Source organism: Streptomyces sp. NPDC021224 (assembly GCF_044332905.1).
In the GTDB taxonomy this organism is placed as follows: Bacteria; Actinomycetota; Actinomycetes; order Streptomycetales; family Streptomycetaceae; genus Actinacidiphila.
On the sequence record NZ_JBIRPW010000010.1, the window covers coordinates 141556 to 159956 of the forward strand.

An 18401-nucleotide genomic window follows, 5' to 3' on the forward strand; every position below is an offset into this window, starting at 1 on the left:
GCGGCGGTTCAGCGAAGGCCGGTGGAGCGGCGCAGCGCCGCCTCGATGAGCCGGTCGACCAGCTCCGGGTACTCCACACCGCTCTCCTGCCACATCCGCGGGTACATCGAGATGGGGGTGAAGCCCGGCATGGTGTTGATCTCGTTGATCACGAACTCGCCGTCCTCCCGCAGGAAGAAGTCGGCGCGCACCAGCCCCTCGCACGACGCGGCCTCGAACGCCGCGACCGCGAGCCGCTGCACCCGCGCGGTCTCCTCGGGGGTGAGCGGCGCGGGCACGATGCCCTCGGCGGAGTCGATGTACTTCGCCTCGAAGTCGTAGAAGGCGTGCTCGGTGACCGGCGGGATCTCGGCGGGCACCGACGCGCGCGGCCCGTCCTCGAACTCCAGCACCCCGCACTCGATCTCCCGGCCGCGCACCAGCGCCTCCACCACGACCTTCGGGTCGTGCCGGCGGGCCTCGGCGATGGCGGCGTCCAGCCCCTCGGGGCCGTCGACCTTGCTGATGCCGAAGGAGGAGCCGCCGCGGGCGGGCTTCACGAACAGCGGCCAGCCGTGCTCGGCGGCGAAGGCCAGCACGCCGTCGCGGGCGGCGGCCCGGTCGCGCTCCCAGTCGCGCGGGCGGATCACCGTGTACGGGCCGACGGTCAGCCCGAACGAGGTGAAGATCCGCTTCATGTACTCCTTGTCCATGCCGATGGCCGAGGACAGGACGCCCGCGCCGACGTAGGGCACGCCGGACAGTTCCAGCAGGCCCTGGAGCGTGCCGTCCTCGCCGTACGGGCCGTGCAGCAGCGGGAAGACGACGTCCACCTCGCCGAGCGCCTTGGGCACCGCGCCCGCCTCGGTGTAGACGACCTCGCGGTTGCCCGGGTCGACGGGCAGGACGACGGCGCCCTCGTGGTCGGTGACCTGCTCCACGGTGGGCATGGTGCGGTCGGCGATGGCCATCCGCTCGGGCTCGTCGGCGGTGAGGGCCCAGCGGCCCTCGCCGGTGATGCCGATCGGCAGGACGTCGTACTTGGTGCGGTCGATGGCGCGCAGCAGGCTCGCCGCGGTCACCACCGAGACACCGTGCTCGGAGCTGCGGCCGCCGAAGACGACGGCGACCCGCGGTTTGCGGACGTACCCGCCCGGGGACGGGGCCGCGGGGGCGGCGGCGTCCGGGCTCTGGCTGTGGGGTGAAGGCAGGTTGGTCATGTCGCGTCGACCTTACCTTTCGGACTTCGCGGACCGTGACATCAATTCCCGCACGGCCACGACCGGCGGCTTTCCGTTGTGCACGATATCGACCACGGTCTCCGTGATCGGCATGTCCACGCCGTGGCGACGCGCGAGTTCGGCCACCGACTCGCAGGACTTGACGCCCTCCGCCGTCTGCCGGGTGACGGCGATGGTCTCGGCCAGGCCCATGCCGCGGCCGAGGTTGGAGCCGAAGGTGTGGTTGCGGGACAGCGGCGAGGAGCACGTGGCCACCAGGTCCCCCATTCCCGCGAGCCCGGCGAAGGTGTACGCGTCGGCGCCCATCGCCAGGCCCAGCCGGGTGGTCTCGGCCAGGCCCCGGGTGATGAGCGAGGCCTTGGTGTTGTCGCCGAGCCCCATGCCGTCGGCGATGCCGACCGCGAGCCCGATGACGTTCTTGACGGCGCCGCCCAGTTCGCAGCCGACCACGTCGGTGTTGGTGTACGGGCGGAAGTAGCCGGTGTGGCACACGGTCTGGATGCGCCGGGCCACGGCGTCGTCCGCGCACGCGACGACGGCGGCGGCGGGCTGCCGCTGGACGATCTCCGGGGCCAGGTTGGGACCGGAGAGCACCGCGACGCGCTCCGGACCCGCCTTGGCGACCTCCTCGATGACCTCGCTCATCCGCTTGGCGGTGCCGAGTTCGATGCCCTTCATCAGGCTGACCAGCACCGCGTCGGGGCGCAGCAGCGGCGCCCACACCGCCAGGTTGCCGCGCAGCGTCTGCGACGGCACGGTGAGGAAGACCATCTCGGCGTCCCGCGCCGCCTCGGCGGCGTCGGCGGTGGCGGTGACGGCGGCGGGCAGTTCGAGCCCGGGGTGGCAGTCGGGGTTGCGCCGCGTGGTGTTGATGGCCTCGGCGACGGACGCCCGGCGGCCCCACAGGGACACCTCGCACCCCGCGTCGGCCAGGATCATGGCGAAGGCCGTGCCCCACGACCCGGTGCCGAAGACCGCGCAGCGTGCCGTCACTTGCCCTCCCGTGCCGCGCGCGGGTCGAACAGCCCCTCGGGGGCGGGTTCGCCGCGCACCTCGGCGAGCAGCTCGGTCACCGCGCGCATGATGACCGCGGTGACCTCGCGCAGCACCTCGGCGGTGGGCTCCTGGTCGTAGTAGGCCGACAGGTCGACGGGCGGTCCGGCCAGCACCCGCAGCGTCTTGCGCGGGAAGAGCCGGACGCGCTTCTCCTTGGCGTAGGGCGGCACGGCCTCGTTGGCGCCCCACTGGGCGACCGGGACGACCGGGGCACGGGTCATGAGCGCGACGCGGGCGATGCCGGTCTTGGCGATCATGGGCCACTGGTCCGGGTCGCGGGTGAGGGTGCCCTCGGGGTAGAAGGCGACGCATTCGCCCTTCTCGATGGCCGCGACGGCGGCCCGGAAGGCGTTGGCGGCGTCGGCGCTGTCCCGGAAGACCGGGATCTGGCCGGTGCCGCGCAGCACCGACCCGACGAACTTCGGCTTGAACAGCGCGGCCTTGGCCAGGAAGCGCGGGACCCGCCCGGTGTTGTACTGGTAATGCGCGTACGACAGCGGGTCGAGATACGAGTTGTGGTTGACGGCCGTGATGAATCCGCCGTCGGCCGGAATGTGCTCCATTCCGCGCCAATCCCGCTTGAACAGCGCAATGAGCGGCGGTTTCACGATGACGGCCGCCAGGCGGTACCAGAAACCGATTCTGCGGCCAGACACCCGGACTCCTCTACGTTGCGGTGGCGCTGCCGCTCAGCATCGCGGCTACCAGAGACTAACGCCAGGGCCGCGGCCGCCGCGGGGCACCTCTGGCACTCGGTGACAATGGAGCGGTGGATGGTCCGGTGGATGTGACGCTGCGGTGGTCGCTGGTCGTGCCGCTCAAGCCGCTCGCGCTGGCCAAGAGCCGGCTCGCGGACGCGGCGGGGCCCGGGCGTCCGGCGCTCGCGCTGGCCTTCGTCCTCGACACGGTCGCGGCGGCGCTGGCCTGCCCGCGCGTGGCGGACGTCACGCTGGTCACCGACGACCCGCTGGCCGGGGCGGAGGCGGCCGCGCTGGGCGCGCTGGTGCTGCCCGACCTGCCGGCGGCGGGGCTGAACGCGGCGCTGCGGCACGGCTCGCGGCGGGTGCGCGACCGGCGGCCCGGTGCGGCGGTCGGGGCGCTCAACGGCGATCTCCCGGCCTTGCGGCCCGCGGAGCTGGACGAGGTGCTGGCACAGGCCGCGGGGGCGCCGGGGCGGGCTTTCCTGGCCGACGCGGCCGGTGTGGGGACAACCTTGCTGACCGCGTCGCCGGGCGTGCCGCTCTCCCCCGGCTTCGGCGGCGCCTCCCGGGCCCGCCACCTGGCGTCCGGGGCGCGGGAGATCACCCTGCCCGCGGTGCCCTCGGTGCGCCAGGACGTGGACACCGGCGCCGACCTGGACGCGGCCCGCGCACTGGGCCTGGGCCCGCGCACCGCGGCGCTCTTCCCGGCCCGTACGGCGTGAGCGGGCGCCCTCCCGGGCCTGCGGGCACCCCGTAGGCTTGGGGCCATGCAAGCCACCGCGTTCACCTTTGACCCCGGCACCCGCGAGGGCAGCGTGCTGCTGGACGACGGGACGCCGGTGCCCTTCGACGCGGCGGCCTTCGACGCGGGCGGCCTGCGGCTGCTGCGCGCGGGCCAGCGGGTGCGGATCCGCACCGAGGGCGAGGGGGCCGCGCGGCGGGTGGTCTTCGTGACGCTCCAGACGTATCCGGACCCGGGCGCGTGACCCGGGCACATAACCCCGGCACGGCGCGGGCCGGGTCACCCTGAGGGTGCCCGGCCCGGTGCGGTTGTCCGGCGGGGTCTTCCGGGAGCCCCCGGGTCCTGCGGGGCCGGCCGTGGCGGCCGCGCGGCCCGGACGGCGCCCCGGCGGCGGTGGAGGCGGCCTACCTGGCGGCCGCGCGCTTGGCGGTCGTCTTGCGGGCCGCGGTCTTCTTGCCCGGGGTCTTCTTGGCGGTCGCCTTCTTCGCCGGGGCCTTCTTGGCGGCGGTCTTCTTGGCCGCGGTGGTCTTCTTCGCCGCGGTCTTCTTGGCCGACGTGGTCTTCTTCGCCGCGGTCTTCTTCGCGGTGGTGGTCTTCTTCGCCGCGGTCTTCTTCGCCGCCGTGGCCTTCTTCGCGGCCGCCTTCTTGGTGGTGGTCCGCGCGGTGCTGGAGGCGCCGCCGGTCAGGCTGCCCTTGGGGGCCTTCTTGACCGAGACCTCGCCGCTGCGCGGGAGCTTCTTCGCGCCGCTGACCAGGTCCTTGAAGCCCTGCCCTGCGCGGAAGCGCGGCACGGAGGTCTTCTTGACCCGGACCCGCTCCCCGGTCTGGGGGTTGCGGGCGTAGCGGGCGGGACGTTCGACCTTCTCGAACGAGCCGAAGCCGGTGACCGACACCCGGTCGCCGGCCACCACCGCGCGGACGACCGCGTCGAGAACCGCGTCAACCGCGTCCGCGGCGTTCTGCCGCCCGCCCACCTTGTCGGCAATCGCTTCTACGAGCTGCGCCTTGTTCACGTCTTCCCCTTCGGAAACTTGCCCGGCGAATGAGTGCGGGCCTTTTCGCACGCTAGGGGGATATATACCGCAAATCAAATACGAAACGGGCGAATCACCCTTGTGCCGCAACACGATCAGGGTTTGGACGATCACCTGTCGGGGATTTTGAGGGCGTCCAACTCGGCGGTCAGCACGTCGAGACGCCGGGCCGCGTCGGCGAGGTCGTGCTTGGCCGCGGCGGTCACCGCGAGCAGCCTGCGGGTCAACTCCCGCCTGGTCTCATCAGGGACTTCGGGATTGGCGACGCGAGTGTGCGCCTGCTTCAGCCGCGCGGCGAGAACCCCGTAGAGCTCGAGTTGGCCGTCGGGTTCCATGCGTCGATTGTGCCATCTGCGGCGAGTTGTCAGGCCTGACAGGGCCAACCGGGTGTTCCGGGACCCGCGGACCGGTCTTTTGGACGAGCGCGCGCACCGCCGCGGGGCGCGCGGGAACGGCAGAGCGCCCCCCGCGGGATCGCGGAGGGCGCTCGGATGGTGCCTGGTGCCGGGGACCGGCAGGTGCTCAGACCCGGACGGTGCTGGGCTTGAAGGACGGCCGGCCGGCCTCGTAGGCGGCGATGTCCGCCTCGTTGGCCAGCGTCAGGCTGATGTCGTCCAGCCCTTCCAGCAGCCGCCAGCGGGCGTTGTCGTCCAGCTCGAAGGACGCGGTCACGCCCTCGGCGCGGACCTCGCGGGCGACCAGGTCGACGGTGATCTCCGCCGCCGGGTCGGCCTCGGTCAGCTTCCACAGCGTGTCGATGGTCTCCTGCGGCAGCACGACCGTGAGCAGGCCGTTCTTGAGCGAGTTGCCGCGGAAGATGTCGGCGAAGCGGGACGAGAGCACGGTCTTGAAACCGTAGTTCTGCAGCGCCCACACGGCGTGCTCGCGGGACGAGCCGGTGCCGAAGTCGGGGCCGGCCACCAGCACGGTGGCGCCCTGCCGCTCGGGGCGGTTCAGGACGAACTCCGGGTCCTTGCGCCAGGCCTCGAACAGCCCGTCCTCGAAGCCGTTGCGGGTGACCTTCTTGAGCCAGTGCGCGGGGATGATCTGGTCGGTGTCGACATTGCCGCGGCGCAGCGGCACGGCCCGGCCGGTGTGGGTGGTGAAGGCTTCCATCGGGGCTCAGACCTCCGTCAGTACGGGCGCGTCGGACAGGTCGGCGGGCGACGCGAGGTGACCCAGCACCGCGGTCGCGGCGGCGACCTGCGGGGAGACCAGGTGCGTGCGGCCGCCCTTGCCCTGCCGCCCCTCGAAGTTGCGGTTGGACGTGGACGCGCTGCGCTCGCCGGGCGCCAGTTGGTCGGGGTTCATGCCCAGGCACATCGAGCAGCCCGCGTGCCGCCACTCGGCGCCGGCCGCGGTGAAGACCTTGTCCAGGCCCTCCTCGACGGCCTGCAGCGCGACCCGTACCGAACCCGGCACGACCAGCATGCGGACACCGTCGGCGACCTTGCGGCCCTGCACGACGGAGGCCGCGGCCCGCAGGTCCTCGATCCGGCCGTTGGTGCAGGAGCCGACGAAGACGGTGTCCACGGCGACCTCGCGCAGCGGCTGCCCGGCGTTCAGGCCCATGTACTCCAGCGCCTTCTCCGCCGACAGCCGGTCGCCGGGGTCGGCGAACGAGGCCGGGTCGGGCACCGACGCGCTCAGCGGCGCGCCCTGGCCGGGGTTGGTGCCCCAGGTGACGAACGGCGACAGGGTCGCCGCGTCGATCCGCACCTCGTGGTCGAAGACCGCGTCCTCGTCGGTGCGCAGCGTCTTCCAGTACGCGACCGCCGCGTCCCAGTCCTCGCCCTGGGGCGCGTGGACACGGCCCTCCAGGTAGTCGAAGGTGGTCTGGTCCGGGGCGATCATGCCGGCCCGGGCGCCCGCCTCGATCGACATGTTGCACACGGTCATCCGGGACTCCATCGACAGCTTCTCGATGGCCGAGCCGCGGTACTCGATGACGTAGCCCTGGCCGCCGCCGGTGCCGATCTGCGCGATCACGGCGAGGATCAGGTCCTTGGCCGTGACGCCCTCGGGCAGTTCCCCGTCGACGGTGACCGCCATGGTCCGGAACGGTGCCAGCGGCAGCGTCTGGGTCGCCAGCACGTGCTCGACCTGCGAGGTGCCGATGCCGAACGCCAGCGCACCGAAGGCGCCGTGCGTGGAGGTGTGGCTGTCACCGCACACCACCGTCGTGCCCGGCTGGGTCAGGCCCAGCTGCGGGCCGACCACGTGCACCACGCCCTGCTCGACGTCGCCCAGCGGGTGCAGCCGCACGCCGAACTCGGCGCAGTTCTTACGCAGCGTCTCCAGCTGCGTGCGGGAGACCGGGTCGGCGATCGGCTTGTCGATGTCGAGGGTCGGGGTGTTGTGGTCCTCGGTGGCGATGGTGAGGTCGGTGCGGCGCACCGGCCTGCCGTTCATCCGCAGCCCGTCGAACGCCTGCGGGCTGGTCACCTCGTGCAGGAGGTGGAGATCGATGAAGAGCAGATCGGGCTCGCCTTCGGCGCGGCGGACGACATGGTCGTCCCAGACTTTTTCCGCGAGTGTCCTACCCATCGCTGTCCCTCCGGCCTGGAGCGTCGTCGACCCCGGCCAACTCGGTGTGGTGTTCCTGCGCTGTCCTCCCAGCCTGCCGGGTTCCGGGAGAAATTGAACTTGCGTTTCAGAGTGTGAGACGCGAATATCGTTGCATGGACAACTCTAGCGGCGTCGGCGTTCTCGACAAGGCCGCTCTGGTGCTCAGCGCACTGGAGTCAGGACCGGCCACCCTGGCCGGGCTTGTCGGCGCCACGGGTCTCGCCCGCCCCACAGCGCACCGGCTGGCGGTCGCGCTCGAACACCATCGCATGGTGGCCCGCGACATGCAGGGCCGCTTCATCCTCGGCCCGCGGCTCTCCGAGCTGGCCGCCGCCGCCGGCGAGGACCGGCTGCTCGCCACGGCGGGCCCCGTCCTCACGCATCTGCGGGACGTGACCGGCGAGAGCGCCCAGCTCTACCGCCGGCAGGGCGACATGCGCATCTGCGTCGCCGCCGCAGAGCGGCTGTCCGGACTGCGGGACACGGTGCCGGTCGGCTCCACGCTGCCGATGAAGGCCGGCTCGGCCGCGCAGGTCCTGATGGCCTGGGAGGAGCCCGAGCGGCTGCACCGCGGGCTGCAGGGCGCGCGCTTCACCGCGACCGCGCTGTCCGGCGTACGGCGCCGCGGCTGGGCGCAGTCGATCGGCGAGCGGGAGCCGGGTGTGGCGTCCGTCTCGGCCCCGGTGCGCGGGCCCTCGAACCGGGTGGTGGCCGCCGTGTCGGTCTCCGGCCCGATCGAGCGGCTGACCCGGCACCCGGGCCGTATGCACGCGCAGGCCGTCGTGGACGCCGCCGCGCGGCTCTCCGAGGCCCTGCGCCGCTCCGGCTGACCCCTCCCCCGTCCTTCCGCCCGCCCGGTCCGCGCCGACGACGCCGTGGACCGGGGGGACGCGTGACACGGGTCACCACGCGCGGGACGGATCCCGCGGACGCCTGTACCCGGCCCCGGAAAACACCGGAGCCCGCCGCGACTGGCGCGACGGGCTCGGTTTCGCATGTTCTGCGGATGCGTACCCCCGACCGGATTCGAACCGGCGCTACTGCCTTGAGAGGGCAGCGTGCTAGGCCGCTACACAACGGGGGCAGGCCTGGCGATCCTGTCATCGTCCTGACCGGGAGCGACCCGATGAGAACGGAGTGAAGGATCAGTACCCCCGACCGGATTCGAACCGGCGCTACTGCCTTGAGAGGGCAGCGTGCTAGGCCGCTACACAACGGGGGCTCGCACGAAACGCGCTGGGGTACCAGGACTCGAACCTAGAACAACTGAACCAGAATCAGCCGTGTTGCCAATTACACCATACCCCACCAAAACGCAACCCCTGCGGGTTTTGTTCGGCTTGCGCTTCCGGTCCGGGCCTTTCGGCCTCTCCGGCGGCGCAGGAAGAACATTACCCGATCAGGGACACCGCACCAAAACGAGTATCGGGACGGAGCATCGCGGCCAGCTCGCCGAGCCCGGTGATGCGGGTCAGGTCGGGGCGGCCGCCGCTGCCGCGACGGTCCAGCCAGATGCCCAGCAGGCCCGCGTCCATGGCCCCGCGGGCGTCGATGTCCGGCTCGTTGCCCACGTACGCGACCTCCTCCGGCGCCAGTCCCAGAGCGTCGCAGGCGGCGTGGAAGGCGCCGGGGTCGGGCTTGTGCAGGCCCAGCTCGGCGGCGCACAGCAGCACCTCGAAGCGGTCGCGTACGCCCAGGGCGCGCAGCTTGCGGTCCTGGTGCGCGAAGGCGGAGTTGGAGAGCACCGCGTGCCGGTAGCCGGCCGCCAGGCCGTCCAGCGCGGGCAGCGCGTCCGGGAAGAGCGCCCAGGCGGCCTCGTAGTGCAGCCGGTGCCGCTCGAACCACTCCTCGGCCTCGTCGTCGGGCAGCGGGGCGCCCAGGAAGTCCCGTACCCGGTCCCAGCGCTGCCCGTCGAAGCCGGTCTCACCGCCGGCGAACCGCTCCCAGTGCAGCACGGTCAGGTCCCGCCAACGGTCGAGGGCCTGCCCGACGTCGTCGTAACCGTCGGGCAGGCCCTCGCGTGCCAGGTGCTGCCGCATGCCGGCGCGCTCGGCACCGGCGTAGTCGAAAAGCGTGTCGTCTATGTCCCACAGCACCGCACGTATCGCCATACCGGCCAATCTAACCGGGCCTGGCGGCGGACGCCGGTGCTGCGCCCGCTGTGCGCCGGTGGCGTGCACCCGGACCGGCCGGGGCACGCCCCCGGTCAGCCCGCGAGCCGGGCCAGGGCGCGGTCGATCCGGGCCAGCGAGCGCTCCCGGCCGAGCACCTGGAGGGACTCGAACAGCGGCAGCCCCACCGTGCGCCCGGTCACCGCGACGCGCACTGGCGCCTGCGCCTTGCCGAGCTTCAGCCCGTGCGCCTCGCCGGCGGCCAGCACGGCCTCCTTGAGCGCCTCGGGGCTCGACCAGTCGGCGTCCGCCAGCTTCTCCCGCGCGGTGGCCAGCAGGGCGTCGGAGCCCTCCTTCATCGCCTTGGCCCAGGACGCCTCGTCGGCGGCGGGCTCGGGCAGGAAGAGGAAGTCGACGTTGGCGGTGATGTCGGACAGCACCGTCAGCCGGGTCTGCGCGTAGGGCGCGATGGCCTGCCAGGCGGCCTCGTCGAAGTCCTCGGGGGCCCAGGGCGCGTACGGGGCCCGCAGCCACGGGCCGCAGGCCTCGGCGAAGGCGGCCGGCTCCAGCAGCCGGATGTGGTCGGCGTTGATCGCCTCGGCCTTCTTCAGGTCGAAGCGCGCCGGGTTGGCGTTGACGTCCCCGATGTCGAACTTCGCGACCATCTCGTCCTTGGAGAAGACGTCGCGGTCGGCGGAGAAGGACCAGCCGAGCAGCGAGAGGTAGTTCAGCAGCCCCTCGGGCAGGAAGCCGCGCTCGCGGTAGAGGTTGAGCGAGGACTCCGGGTCGCGCTTGGACAGCTTCTTGTTGCCCTCGCCCATCACGTACGGCAGGTGCCCGAAGCTCGGGGTGTACTTCGCCACGCCCAGCTCGGTGAGCGCCTCGTACAGGGCGATCTGCCGCGGGGTGGAGGACAGCAGGTCCTCGCCGCGCAGCACGTGGGTGATGCCCATCGCGGCGTCGTCGACCGGGTTGACCAGGGTGTAGAGCGGAGCGCCGTTCGCCCGCACGATGCCGTAGTCGGGGACGTTCTCCGGGCTGAAGGACAGCTCGCCGCGCACCAGGTCGGTGAAGGTGATCGTCTTGTCCGGCATCCGGAAGCGGACGACGGCGCTGCGGCCCTCGGCGGTGTAGGCGGCCACCTGCTCGGCGGTCAGGTCGCGGCAGTGGCCGTCGTAGCCGGAGGGGCGGCCGGCGGCGCGGGCGGCGTCACGGCGGGCGTCCAGCTCCTCGGCGGAGCAGTAGCAGTCGTACGCGTGGCCGGCCTCCTTCAGCCGCCGGACGACGTCGGCGTACAGGTCCATCCGCTGGGACTGCCGGTAGGGCGCGTGCGGGCCGCCGACCTCGGGGCCCTCGTCCCAGTCGAGGCCGAGCCAGCGCAGCGAGTCCAGCAGCGCGGTGTAGGACTCCTCGGAGTCGCGCGCGGCGTCGGTGTCCTCGATGCGCAGTACCAGGGTGCCCTGGTGGTGGCGGGCGAAGGCCCAGTTGAACAGGGCCGTGCGGACCAGCCCGACGTGCGGGTTGCCGGTCGGCGAGGGGCAGAAGCGGACCCGGATGCCGGAGTCCGCGGGAACGGGGGTGGGGGCGCTAGCCACGCGAGATCACCTTGTTGGTGAGAGTGCCGATGCCTTCGATGGTGACGGCGACCTCGTCGCCGGGGGTCAGCGGGCCGACCCCGGCGGGAGTGCCGGTGAGGATGACGTCGCCGGGCAGCAGGGTCATGGCCTCGCTGACGTTGACGACCAGGTCCTCGATGCAGTGGATCATCTGACTGGTGCGGCCGGCCTGCCGCAGCTCGCCGTTGACGGTCGCGGTGATCGCGAGGTCTCCGGCGCCCGCCAGGTCGATGCCGGTCTCGATCCACGGGCCGAGCGGGCACGAGGAGTCGAAGCCCTTGGCCCGCGCCCACTGCTTCTCGGTCCGCTGGGTGTCCCGCGCCGTGACGTCGTTGGCGCAGGTGTAACCGAGGATGACGTCCTTGACCCGCTCGCGCGGCACCTCGCGGCACAGCCGCCCGATGACGACCGCCAGCTCCGCCTCGTGGTGCACCTCGTGCGAGAAGGACGGGTAGACGATGCTGTCGCCGGGCCCGATCACGGAGGTGGAGGGCTTGAAGAAGGCCCAGGGCGCGTCCGGCACCTCGTTGCCCAGCTCGGCCGCGTGGGCGGCGTAGTTGCGGCCGATCGCGACGACCTTGCTGGGGAGCACGGGGGGCAGCAGCCGTACCGAGTCGGACTGGCCCAGCGGCACCTTGGTGCCGGACAGCTCGAAGTCCGCGAAGGGGACGCCTTTGATGATGTCGACGACGAGGCCGTCCAGGCTGCCGGGACCACCCGGGCCGGACGCCGGGTCGCCTTCGACCGCGCCGAAGGCGACATTGCCGTCGATGGAGAACCTGGCGATGCGCATGAGCGCAAGCCTATCGTCCGGGGCCTTCTCGCCGGACGGAGCGTCGCCGCAGGTCAGCCCCGGGGTGCGGGGTTCAGGCGACGGGCGGCTTGGGCAGCTCGTTGAGGATGGTGCGCCGCGGGTTGGCCGTGGTGACGGGCAGCGGGCGCGCGGCGGCGGGGACCTCGGCAGCGACGGAGGTCACAGCCGCGGTGAGTTCCGAGGCGTCCTTCAGGTGCGCGAGAGTGGTACGCCGAGGGTTGGCGATCCGGCGGAACATCTGGGTGGTCTTCATCGGCGCTCGGGACCTCGCGGACTCGGGGACCCGCCGGGCGGGCCGCGGTTGACATACGGACGACTCGTGTAAACCACAACGTTAGCCGCGCCCTTTCCCCGCCCCCGAGGTCGCAGTCATCTGACGGGCTGTGATTTTGCTCACGAAGTGCGTACGTTTCCCGGCATCACGGACACTCCGGCCACGTACCGGAATCCGGCAAGCGGCACCAACGGGCGCAAACCACCCGCACAAGGGGATCATCGGGGGTGGTGCACCACCTGCGTGATCTTGTCCGGAATGCCCGCAACGAGCGGAATCCACAAGATCATCGGTATACCCACCGTGGGAGCGCTGCCACCGTCGGTCACGGATTCCAACAGGTCGGCTACGGGCCTTGTTGGGGGATCCGGCACTGTGCTGGAATCTCCCGGACCGCCGCATCACATCGAGCCGGCGCGCGCAGGGGGCGTGCACGAGTGCCGAGCGGCGGTGAAGGGCCCGCACGGCCTCCTCGACAGTCAGAGCGGGGTGGCCAGGGCCCCCATGACTCGACACCGTCCCTTCTGCCTCACCGCGGGGGACGCCTGGTCCAGAGGTTGCGACGCTAGTGCAGGGACGTTTCAAGAGGGACAGCGGCGCGGCGGGCGACCCGGAGCAGCAGCCCGGCGGGACCGGCAACGGCCCCGCGCAGGCGGCGAGCGACTCCGGGACGGCCACGCCGGGCACGGCCGCGGCCGGCGGACGGACGAGCACGCCCAGCGGTATCGAGGCGGGCCGGATCACCGGTCTGAACGGCAAACCCGGCACCCGAATAGCCATGCGCAACTGGCGCATCAGCACCCGGCTGGTCTCACTGCTGGCCCTGCCGGTGGTCACCGCCGGCGCGCTCGGCGGTATGCGCGTCAACACCACGCTGCAGAACATCGACCAGCTCAAGCGCCTGGACTCGCTCACCGAGATCGCCGAGAAGGCGACCGTGCTGGCCGACGCGCTGGCCGAGGAGCGCGACAGCTCCGCCGGACCGCTGTCCTCCGGCCACACCACGGACGCCGTGGCGCAGACCCGGGCCGCGACCAACCGCGCGGAGAAGGCGTACCGCACGGCGAGCGACAGCCTCAACCTCGCGTCGTCCGACGACCTCCACAGCGGTATCCGCTCCAGCCTCATCGCCATCGACGTCCAGCTCTCCGGCCTCGCGGCGCTGCGCGACAGCGCCTACGACTCCGAGACCTCGTCGATCGCCCAGACCGTCACCACGTACGACAGCTTCATCCAGTCCCTGCTGGGCCTGTCGGTCGACATGGCGCAGGCGACGCAGAACTCCGACATGGTGACCAGCACCCGCGCCCTGGCGGCCTTCTCGTCCGCCAAGGAGTACGAGTCGATCCAGCGCGCGGTGGTCAGCGCGGCGCTCGCCCAGACCAAGACCGGCTCCAAGCCGACCCTGCTGCCTGGTGACTACCAGGAGATGAAGCTGGCCTCGTCGCAGGAGGACCTCAACCTCCAGCGCTTCATGACCATCTACGGCGCCCGCAGCTCCGATCTGCTCAAGCCCATCCAGGGCGACAACGCCACGATCAACCAGCACGACAGCGACGCCGTGCGTGTCGCGCGCTCCCCCGACGGCATCGCGGGCCTGACCGAGTCGTACCTGGACTGGGACGACGCCGCCAAGGCGAAGATCGACGCGATGAAGCGCATCGAGCAGTCGCTGCTGGAGGAGATGCGGCAGAAGTCCCTGGAGCTCCAGGACTCCGCCAAGCAGGACGCGCTCATCTCCGGCGCGCTCATCCTGCTGGTCCTCGGCATCGCCGTGGTCGGCGCCTTCGTCGTCGCCCGCTCGATGATCCGCTCGCTGCGCCGGCTGCAGCAGACCGCCCAGGAAGTCGCCCAGAAGCGGCTGCCCGAGCTGGTCAAGCAGCTGTCCGAGAGCGACCCGCAGGACGTCGACACCTCGGTCGCCTCGATCGGCATCAACAGCCGCGACGAGATCGGCCAGGTGGCCCGCGCGTTCGACGAGGTCCACAGCGAGGCCGTCCGGCTCGCCGCCGAGCAGGCCCTGCTGCGGGGCAACGTCAACGCGATGTTCACCAACCTCTCGCGCCGCAGCCAGGGCCTCATCCAGCGCCAGCTGTCGCTCATCTCCGAGCTGGAGTCGCGCGAGGCCGACCCGGACCAGCTGTCGTCGCTGTTCAAGCTGGACCACCTCGCGACCCGTATGCGCCGCAACGGTGAGAACCTGCTGGTCCTCGCCGGTGAGGAGCCGGGCCGCCGGTGGACCCGGCCGGTCCCGCTGGTCGACGTGCTGCGCGCCGCGGCCTCCGAGGTGGAGCAGTACGAGCGCATCGAGCTGACGTCGGTGCCGTCCGCCGAGGTCACCGGCCGCGTCGTCAACGACCTCGTGCACCTGCTCGCCGAGCTGCTGGAGAACGCCACGTCGTTCTCCTCCCCGCAGACCAAGGTGCGGGTCACCGGTCACGCGCTGCCCGACGGGCGGGTGCTGATCGAGATCCACGACACCGGTATCGGCCTGTCCCCGGAGGACCTGGCCGACATCAACGAGCGGCTCGCCAACCCGCCGACGGTGGACGTCTCCGTCTCCCGCCGCATGGGCCTGTTCGTGGTCGGCCGGCTGTCCCTGCGGCACGGCATCCGCATCCAGCTCCGGCCGTCCGACTCGGGCGGTACGACCGCGCTGGTCATGCTGCCGGTCGACGTCACGCAGGGCGCGGCCAAGGCGAACGCCGCGGCCGGCGGCGGCCAGCGGCCCGGAGCCGCGGCCCCGGCGGGCGGCCAGCCCGCGGCGGGCGCGGTCCCGTCCGGCTCCGGCGGCCCCGGCCTCACCAGCGCGTTCGGCAACTCGCCCCAGGTCGGCCGGGCCGCGCAGCGCGGCCAGGTCGCGGGCGGCGGGCCGCGTCCGGCGCTCAGCCCCGGCAACGCGCCGGGCGGCCCGGCGGGCGGCGCCCCCGGCCGCAGCGGCGGCCCGCAGCAGCCCCCGGCGCCCCGCTGGGCGGCGCAGGACGGGCCGCAGGGCCAGGGCCAGGGCTTCGGCGACGACCGCGGCCTGCCGGACACCCCGCGCGGCCACGAGGACGTCGAGCAGGCGCCCGGCACCGGGGCCCGCGCGGACTTCCGGCAGGGCGGCGCCGACGACCCGTTCGGTGCCCGCGAGGACGGCCGCACCGGGCAGTTCCCGGCCCCGCAGCCGCAGGACACCGGCCCGAGCGGCTTCCGCTCCGATGTCTTCGGCGGCCGTTCCGGCCCGCGCCAGGGCCCCTCGGCCACCCCGAGCACCCAGCCCGGCCAGGGTCAGGGCCAGGGCGGCCGCCCCGGTCAGGGCGGTCCGGGCGACACCGCGCAGTTCCCGGCGATCCGCGCCGAGGACGACTTCGCGCCCGAGGGCTTCGGCCAGGACGCGCCGCGGCGCGAGGACACCGGACAGTTCCCGGTCCGGCGGCAGGGCGGCAACGACCGCGACGACCGGAACGCCCCCCGCGGCCGCACGCCGCAGGAGACGTACGGCACCGGGCAGTTCCCCGTCCAGGGCCGCCCCGGCGACACCGGCCAGTTCCCGGCGCCGAACGCCCCCGACGGCACCGGCCAGTTCCCGGTCCAGGGCCGTCCCGACGGCACCGGCCAGTTCCCGGTCCAGGGCCGCCCCGGCGACACCGGGCAGTTCCCGGCGCCGGGCGCTCCCGCCGACGGCGGGCAGTTCGCCCGCCCCGGCCACGAGCAGGCCGACGGCACCGGCCAGTACCGGCTTCCCGCCGGTCCCGGCGCCCCCGCGGACACCGGCGGCTTCCGGGCCCCGGCGGGTCCGGGCGACACCGCGCAGTTCCCGCCGGTCCCCGCCCCGCCCCGGCCGGTGCAGCCCGGCCAGGGCGGTCCCGGTGACACCTCGCAGTTCCCGGCGGTCCGCGCCGAGGACGGCTTCGGCGGCGCCACCGGCCAGTTCGCGGCCCCCGCCGCACGCCCGCAGGGCGGCCCGGCCGGGCGCGGACTGCCCCCGCAGCAGCCGTACGAGGTGCCGGGGCTCGACGGGCCGGACGGCCGTGACGCCGCCGGGCCGCAGCGCGGGCCGTTCCAGCCGCACCCGGGCCAGCCGCGCCAGGAGCCGCAGCACGCGGAGCCGATGGCGCTGCCGCCGGCCCCGACGCGCGGGGACGAGCCGACGCCGATCTTCTCGGCGATCGAGTCCGACTGGTTCCGCACGGGCCAGGCCGAGCGGATGCAGCAGATCCACGTCGAGCAGAGCGCCCAGGGCCGGCAGGCCCCCGCGCCGCGCCCGGTGGGCCGCACCGCACCGCCGCAGCAGCCCCGCACCACCGAACGCCCGGGTACGTCGGGACCGCAGGCGCGGCCCGCCGCCCCCCAGCAGGCCGCTCCCCCGCAGGCGCAGGCCGCGCCCGCGGGGCCGGTGGCGCAGCCGCTGCCGCGGGAGACGCCGAACTGGCGGACCTCGCCCAACGACGCGCTGCGCCAGCGCGCGGAGTCGGTGCGCGAGCCGTCCGCGGGCGGGGTCACCCCGTCCGGCCTGCCGCGCCGGGTGCCGCGGGCGAACCTCGTGGCCGGCGGCGCCGCCCAGGCGCAGCCGCAGCAGGGCGGTCCGCAGGTCTCCCGTGCCCCGGACGACGTCCGCGGCCGGCTGACCAACCTCCGGCGGGGTATCCAGCAGGGCCGGCAGGCCGGTGGCGGGACCACCGACGGCCGTGGTTTCGGTACGAATCATCAGGAGCGTTAGTTGAGTGCGATGAGCCAGGCGGCACAGAACCTGAACTGGTTGATCACCAACTTCGTGGACAACACCCCCGGGGTGTCCCACACCGTGGTGGTCTCCGCCGACGGCCTGCTGCTCGCGATGTCCGACGGATTCCCGCGTGACCGCGCCGACCAGCTCGCCGCCGTCGCCTCAGGACTGACCTCGCTGACCGCCGGAGCCTCCCGCATCTTCGAGGGCGGCACCGTCAACCAGACCGTCGTCGAGATGGAACGCGGCTTCCTCTTCATCATGTCCGTCTCCGACGGCTCCTCCCTCGCAGTACTCGCCCACCCCGAGTGCGACATCGGCCTCGTCGGCTACGAAATGGCCCTGCTCGTCGACCGCGCAGGCACCGTACTCACCCCCGACCTCAGGGCAGAACTCCAGGGCAGCCTGATGCAGTAGCCCGCTGCGGCGCGGGCGCGCGGACCTCCCTCCGCCGCCCGCGCCACCGTCCGAGATCCCGCCCGCACGTTCCCGTTTTTCCGCACCGCGACACGCACTGCCCGGACACGGAGGACCCTCATGACCCCGCCACCCGCCTCGCCGGGCCAAGGCCCGTACGGCGCGTCACACCACGCGCCGTACGGAGTGGAAGGCGACCAGCCGCTGGTGCGGCCGTACGCCATGACCGGTGGCCGCACCAGGCCCCGCTACCAGCTGGCGATAGAGGCGCTGGTGAGCACCACCGCCGACCCGGTGCAGTACGCGGGACTGCTGCCCGAGCACCAGCGGATCTGCCACCTGACGCGCGAGATCAAGTCGGTGGCCGAGATCTCCGCCCTGCTCGCCATCCCGCTGGGCGTGGCCCGCATCCTCGTGGCCGACCTGGCCGAGGCCGGCATGGTGGCCATCCACCAGCCGGGCAGCGGCGAAGCCGGCGGTCAGCCAGACGTGACACTGCTTGAGAGGGTGCTCAGTGGACTTCGGAAGCTCTAGAGCACAGTCGCAGCCGTCGTACGGCACGCAGTCGTCGGCGCGGTCGACGACCTCCGCGAAGATCGTGGTCGCGGGCGGCTTCGGCGTGGGCAAGACCACGTTCGTCGGCGCCGTCTCCGAGATCAACCCGCTGCGCACCGAGGCCGTCATGACCTCGGCGTCGGCCGGCATCGACGACCTCAGCCACGTCCAGGACAAGACCACCACCACGGTCGCCATGGACTTCGGCCGCATCACGCTCGACGACGACCTGATCCTCTACCTGTTCGGCACCCCCGGCCAGGACCGCTTCTGGTTCATGTGGGACGACCTCGTGCGGGGCGCGATCGGCGCCGTCGTCCTCGTCGACACCAGGCGGCTGGCCGACTGCTTCCCCGCCGTCGACTACTTCGAGAACAGCGGCCTGCCCTTCGTCATCGCCCTCAACGGCTTCGACGGGCACCAGCCGTACCGTCCCGAGGAGGTTCGCGAGGCGCTCCAGATCGGCCCCGAGGCGCCCATCATCACCACCGACGCGCGGCATCGCGCCGAGGCCAAGAGCGCCCTCATCACCCTGGTCGAGCACGCCCTGCTGGCACGTCTCAAGTAGCACATGCCATCGGCACC

General features: G+C 72.8%; 18 protein-coding genes and 3 tRNA genes. 7 read left to right on the forward strand and 14 right to left on the reverse strand.

Annotation, left to right across the window (positions count from 1 at the left end; all coding sequences use genetic code 11):
- Positions 1-8: 8 nt before the first annotated feature.
- Genes ACH4PY_RS24785 through ACH4PY_RS24795 form a run of 3 tightly spaced genes read right to left on the reverse strand, consistent with a single transcriptional unit; the run spans position 9 to position 2932 of the window.
- The gene (locus ACH4PY_RS24785) at positions 9-1199 is read right to left on the reverse strand and encodes a D-alanine--D-alanine ligase family protein (protein WP_398186834.1); all 1191 of its coding nucleotides are present in this window, start codon (positions 1197-1199) and stop codon (positions 9-11) included.
- A 12-nt stretch (positions 1200-1211) separates the two neighbouring features.
- On the reverse strand, positions 1212-2213 hold the full coding sequence (locus tag ACH4PY_RS24790) for an NAD(P)H-dependent glycerol-3-phosphate dehydrogenase (RefSeq protein WP_398186836.1): 1002 nt from the start codon (positions 2211-2213) through the stop codon (positions 1212-1214).
- Positions 2210-2932, reverse strand: coding sequence for a lysophospholipid acyltransferase family protein (locus ACH4PY_RS24795; protein ID WP_398186839.1), 723 nt, complete (start codon positions 2930-2932; stop codon positions 2210-2212). Before ACH4PY_RS24795 ends, ACH4PY_RS24790 begins: the two co-directional genes overlap by 4 nt.
- A gap of 113 nt (positions 2933-3045) precedes the next feature.
- Here ACH4PY_RS24795 and cofC point away from each other — a divergent pair, with 113 nt between their 5' ends.
- A complete protein-coding gene (cofC, locus tag ACH4PY_RS24800; protein ID WP_398186842.1) occupies positions 3046-3699 on the forward strand; it encodes a 2-phospho-L-lactate guanylyltransferase in 654 nt (217 codons plus the stop codon).
- 45 nt (positions 3700-3744) lie between these two features.
- Positions 3745-3963: a hypothetical protein gene (locus ACH4PY_RS24805; protein ID WP_398186844.1), complete on the forward strand. Its 219-nt coding sequence runs from the start codon at positions 3745-3747 to the stop codon at positions 3961-3963.
- A gap of 160 nt (positions 3964-4123) precedes the next feature.
- Here the strand turns inward: ACH4PY_RS24805 and ACH4PY_RS24810 are convergent, their stop codons facing one another.
- The 4 genes from ACH4PY_RS24810 to leuC form a co-directional block, all read right to left on the reverse strand.
- On the reverse strand, positions 4124-4732 hold the full coding sequence (locus ACH4PY_RS24810; protein ID WP_398186847.1) for an HU family DNA-binding protein: 609 nt from the start codon (positions 4730-4732) through the stop codon (positions 4124-4126).
- A gap of 131 nt (positions 4733-4863) precedes the next feature.
- On the reverse strand, positions 4864-5088 hold the full coding sequence (locus tag ACH4PY_RS24815) for a hypothetical protein (protein WP_398186850.1): 225 nt from the start codon (positions 5086-5088) through the stop codon (positions 4864-4866).
- Between the two features lie 187 nt (positions 5089-5275).
- Positions 5276-5869: a 3-isopropylmalate dehydratase small subunit gene (gene leuD / locus ACH4PY_RS24820; protein WP_398186853.1), complete on the reverse strand. Its 594-nt coding sequence runs from the start codon at positions 5867-5869 to the stop codon at positions 5276-5278.
- Between the two features lie 6 nt (positions 5870-5875).
- Positions 5876-7300, reverse strand: a complete 1425-nt coding sequence (leuC, locus tag ACH4PY_RS24825; protein WP_398186856.1) for a 3-isopropylmalate dehydratase large subunit — start codon at positions 7298-7300, stop codon at positions 5876-5878.
- Positions 7301-7434: 134 nt separating this feature from the next.
- On the opposite strand from leuC, the gene ndgR reads away from it, so the two are divergent.
- Entirely contained in the window at positions 7435-8151 is a 717-nt protein-coding gene (ndgR, locus tag ACH4PY_RS24830; RefSeq protein ID WP_031518929.1) for an IclR family transcriptional regulator NdgR, read from the forward strand.
- A gap of 181 nt (positions 8152-8332) precedes the next feature.
- Here the strand turns inward: ndgR and ACH4PY_RS24835 are convergent.
- The 7 genes from ACH4PY_RS24835 to ACH4PY_RS24865 all read right to left on the reverse strand — a co-directional run bounded on the left by ACH4PY_RS24835 (position 8333) and on the right by ACH4PY_RS24865 (position 12115).
- Positions 8333-8405, reverse strand: a tRNA-Glu gene (locus tag ACH4PY_RS24835).
- Between the two features lie 65 nt (positions 8406-8470).
- Positions 8471-8543 (reverse strand) — tRNA-Glu (locus ACH4PY_RS24840).
- Positions 8544-8557: 14 nt separating this feature from the next.
- Positions 8558-8629 (reverse strand) — tRNA-Gln (locus tag ACH4PY_RS24845).
- An 83-nt stretch (positions 8630-8712) separates the two neighbouring features.
- On the reverse strand, positions 8713-9432 hold the full coding sequence (locus tag ACH4PY_RS24850; RefSeq protein WP_398186860.1) for an HAD family hydrolase: 720 nt from the start codon (positions 9430-9432) through the stop codon (positions 8713-8715).
- 95 nt (positions 9433-9527) lie between these two features.
- The gene (gltX, locus tag ACH4PY_RS24855; RefSeq protein WP_398186864.1) at positions 9528-11027 is read right to left on the reverse strand and encodes a glutamate--tRNA ligase; all 1500 of its coding nucleotides are present in this window, start codon (positions 11025-11027) and stop codon (positions 9528-9530) included.
- Positions 11020-11841, reverse strand: coding sequence for a fumarylacetoacetate hydrolase family protein (locus ACH4PY_RS24860; RefSeq protein WP_398186867.1), 822 nt, complete (start codon positions 11839-11841; stop codon positions 11020-11022). The genes gltX and ACH4PY_RS24860 overlap by 8 nt, the downstream gene beginning before the upstream one ends.
- 73 nt (positions 11842-11914) lie before the next feature.
- Positions 11915-12115 carry a hypothetical protein gene (locus ACH4PY_RS24865; RefSeq protein ID WP_398186870.1) on the reverse strand — a complete coding sequence of 67 codons (201 nt, stop codon included), beginning with the start codon at positions 12113-12115 and terminating at the stop codon, positions 11915-11917.
- A 589-nt stretch (positions 12116-12704) separates the two neighbouring features.
- Here ACH4PY_RS24865 and ACH4PY_RS24870 point away from each other — a divergent pair.
- The 4 genes from ACH4PY_RS24870 to ACH4PY_RS24885 all read left to right on the forward strand — a co-directional run bounded on the left by ACH4PY_RS24870 (position 12705) and on the right by ACH4PY_RS24885 (position 18384).
- Entirely contained in the window at positions 12705-16838 is a 4134-nt protein-coding gene (locus ACH4PY_RS24870) for a nitrate- and nitrite sensing domain-containing protein (RefSeq protein ID WP_398186873.1), read from the forward strand.
- Positions 16839-16847: 9 nt separating this feature from the next.
- The gene (locus ACH4PY_RS24875) at positions 16848-17261 is read left to right on the forward strand and encodes a roadblock/LC7 domain-containing protein (RefSeq protein WP_398187096.1); all 414 of its coding nucleotides are present in this window, start codon (positions 16848-16850) and stop codon (positions 17259-17261) included.
- Between the two features lie 120 nt (positions 17262-17381).
- The gene (locus ACH4PY_RS24880; RefSeq protein ID WP_031526299.1) at positions 17382-17795 is read left to right on the forward strand and encodes a DUF742 domain-containing protein; all 414 of its coding nucleotides are present in this window, start codon (positions 17382-17384) and stop codon (positions 17793-17795) included.
- A complete protein-coding gene (locus tag ACH4PY_RS24885) occupies positions 17776-18384 on the forward strand; it encodes a GTP-binding protein (protein ID WP_398186878.1) in 609 nt (202 codons plus the stop codon). The genes ACH4PY_RS24880 and ACH4PY_RS24885 overlap by 20 nt, the downstream gene beginning before the upstream one ends.
- The last annotated feature ends 17 nt before the right edge of the window (positions 18385-18401 follow it).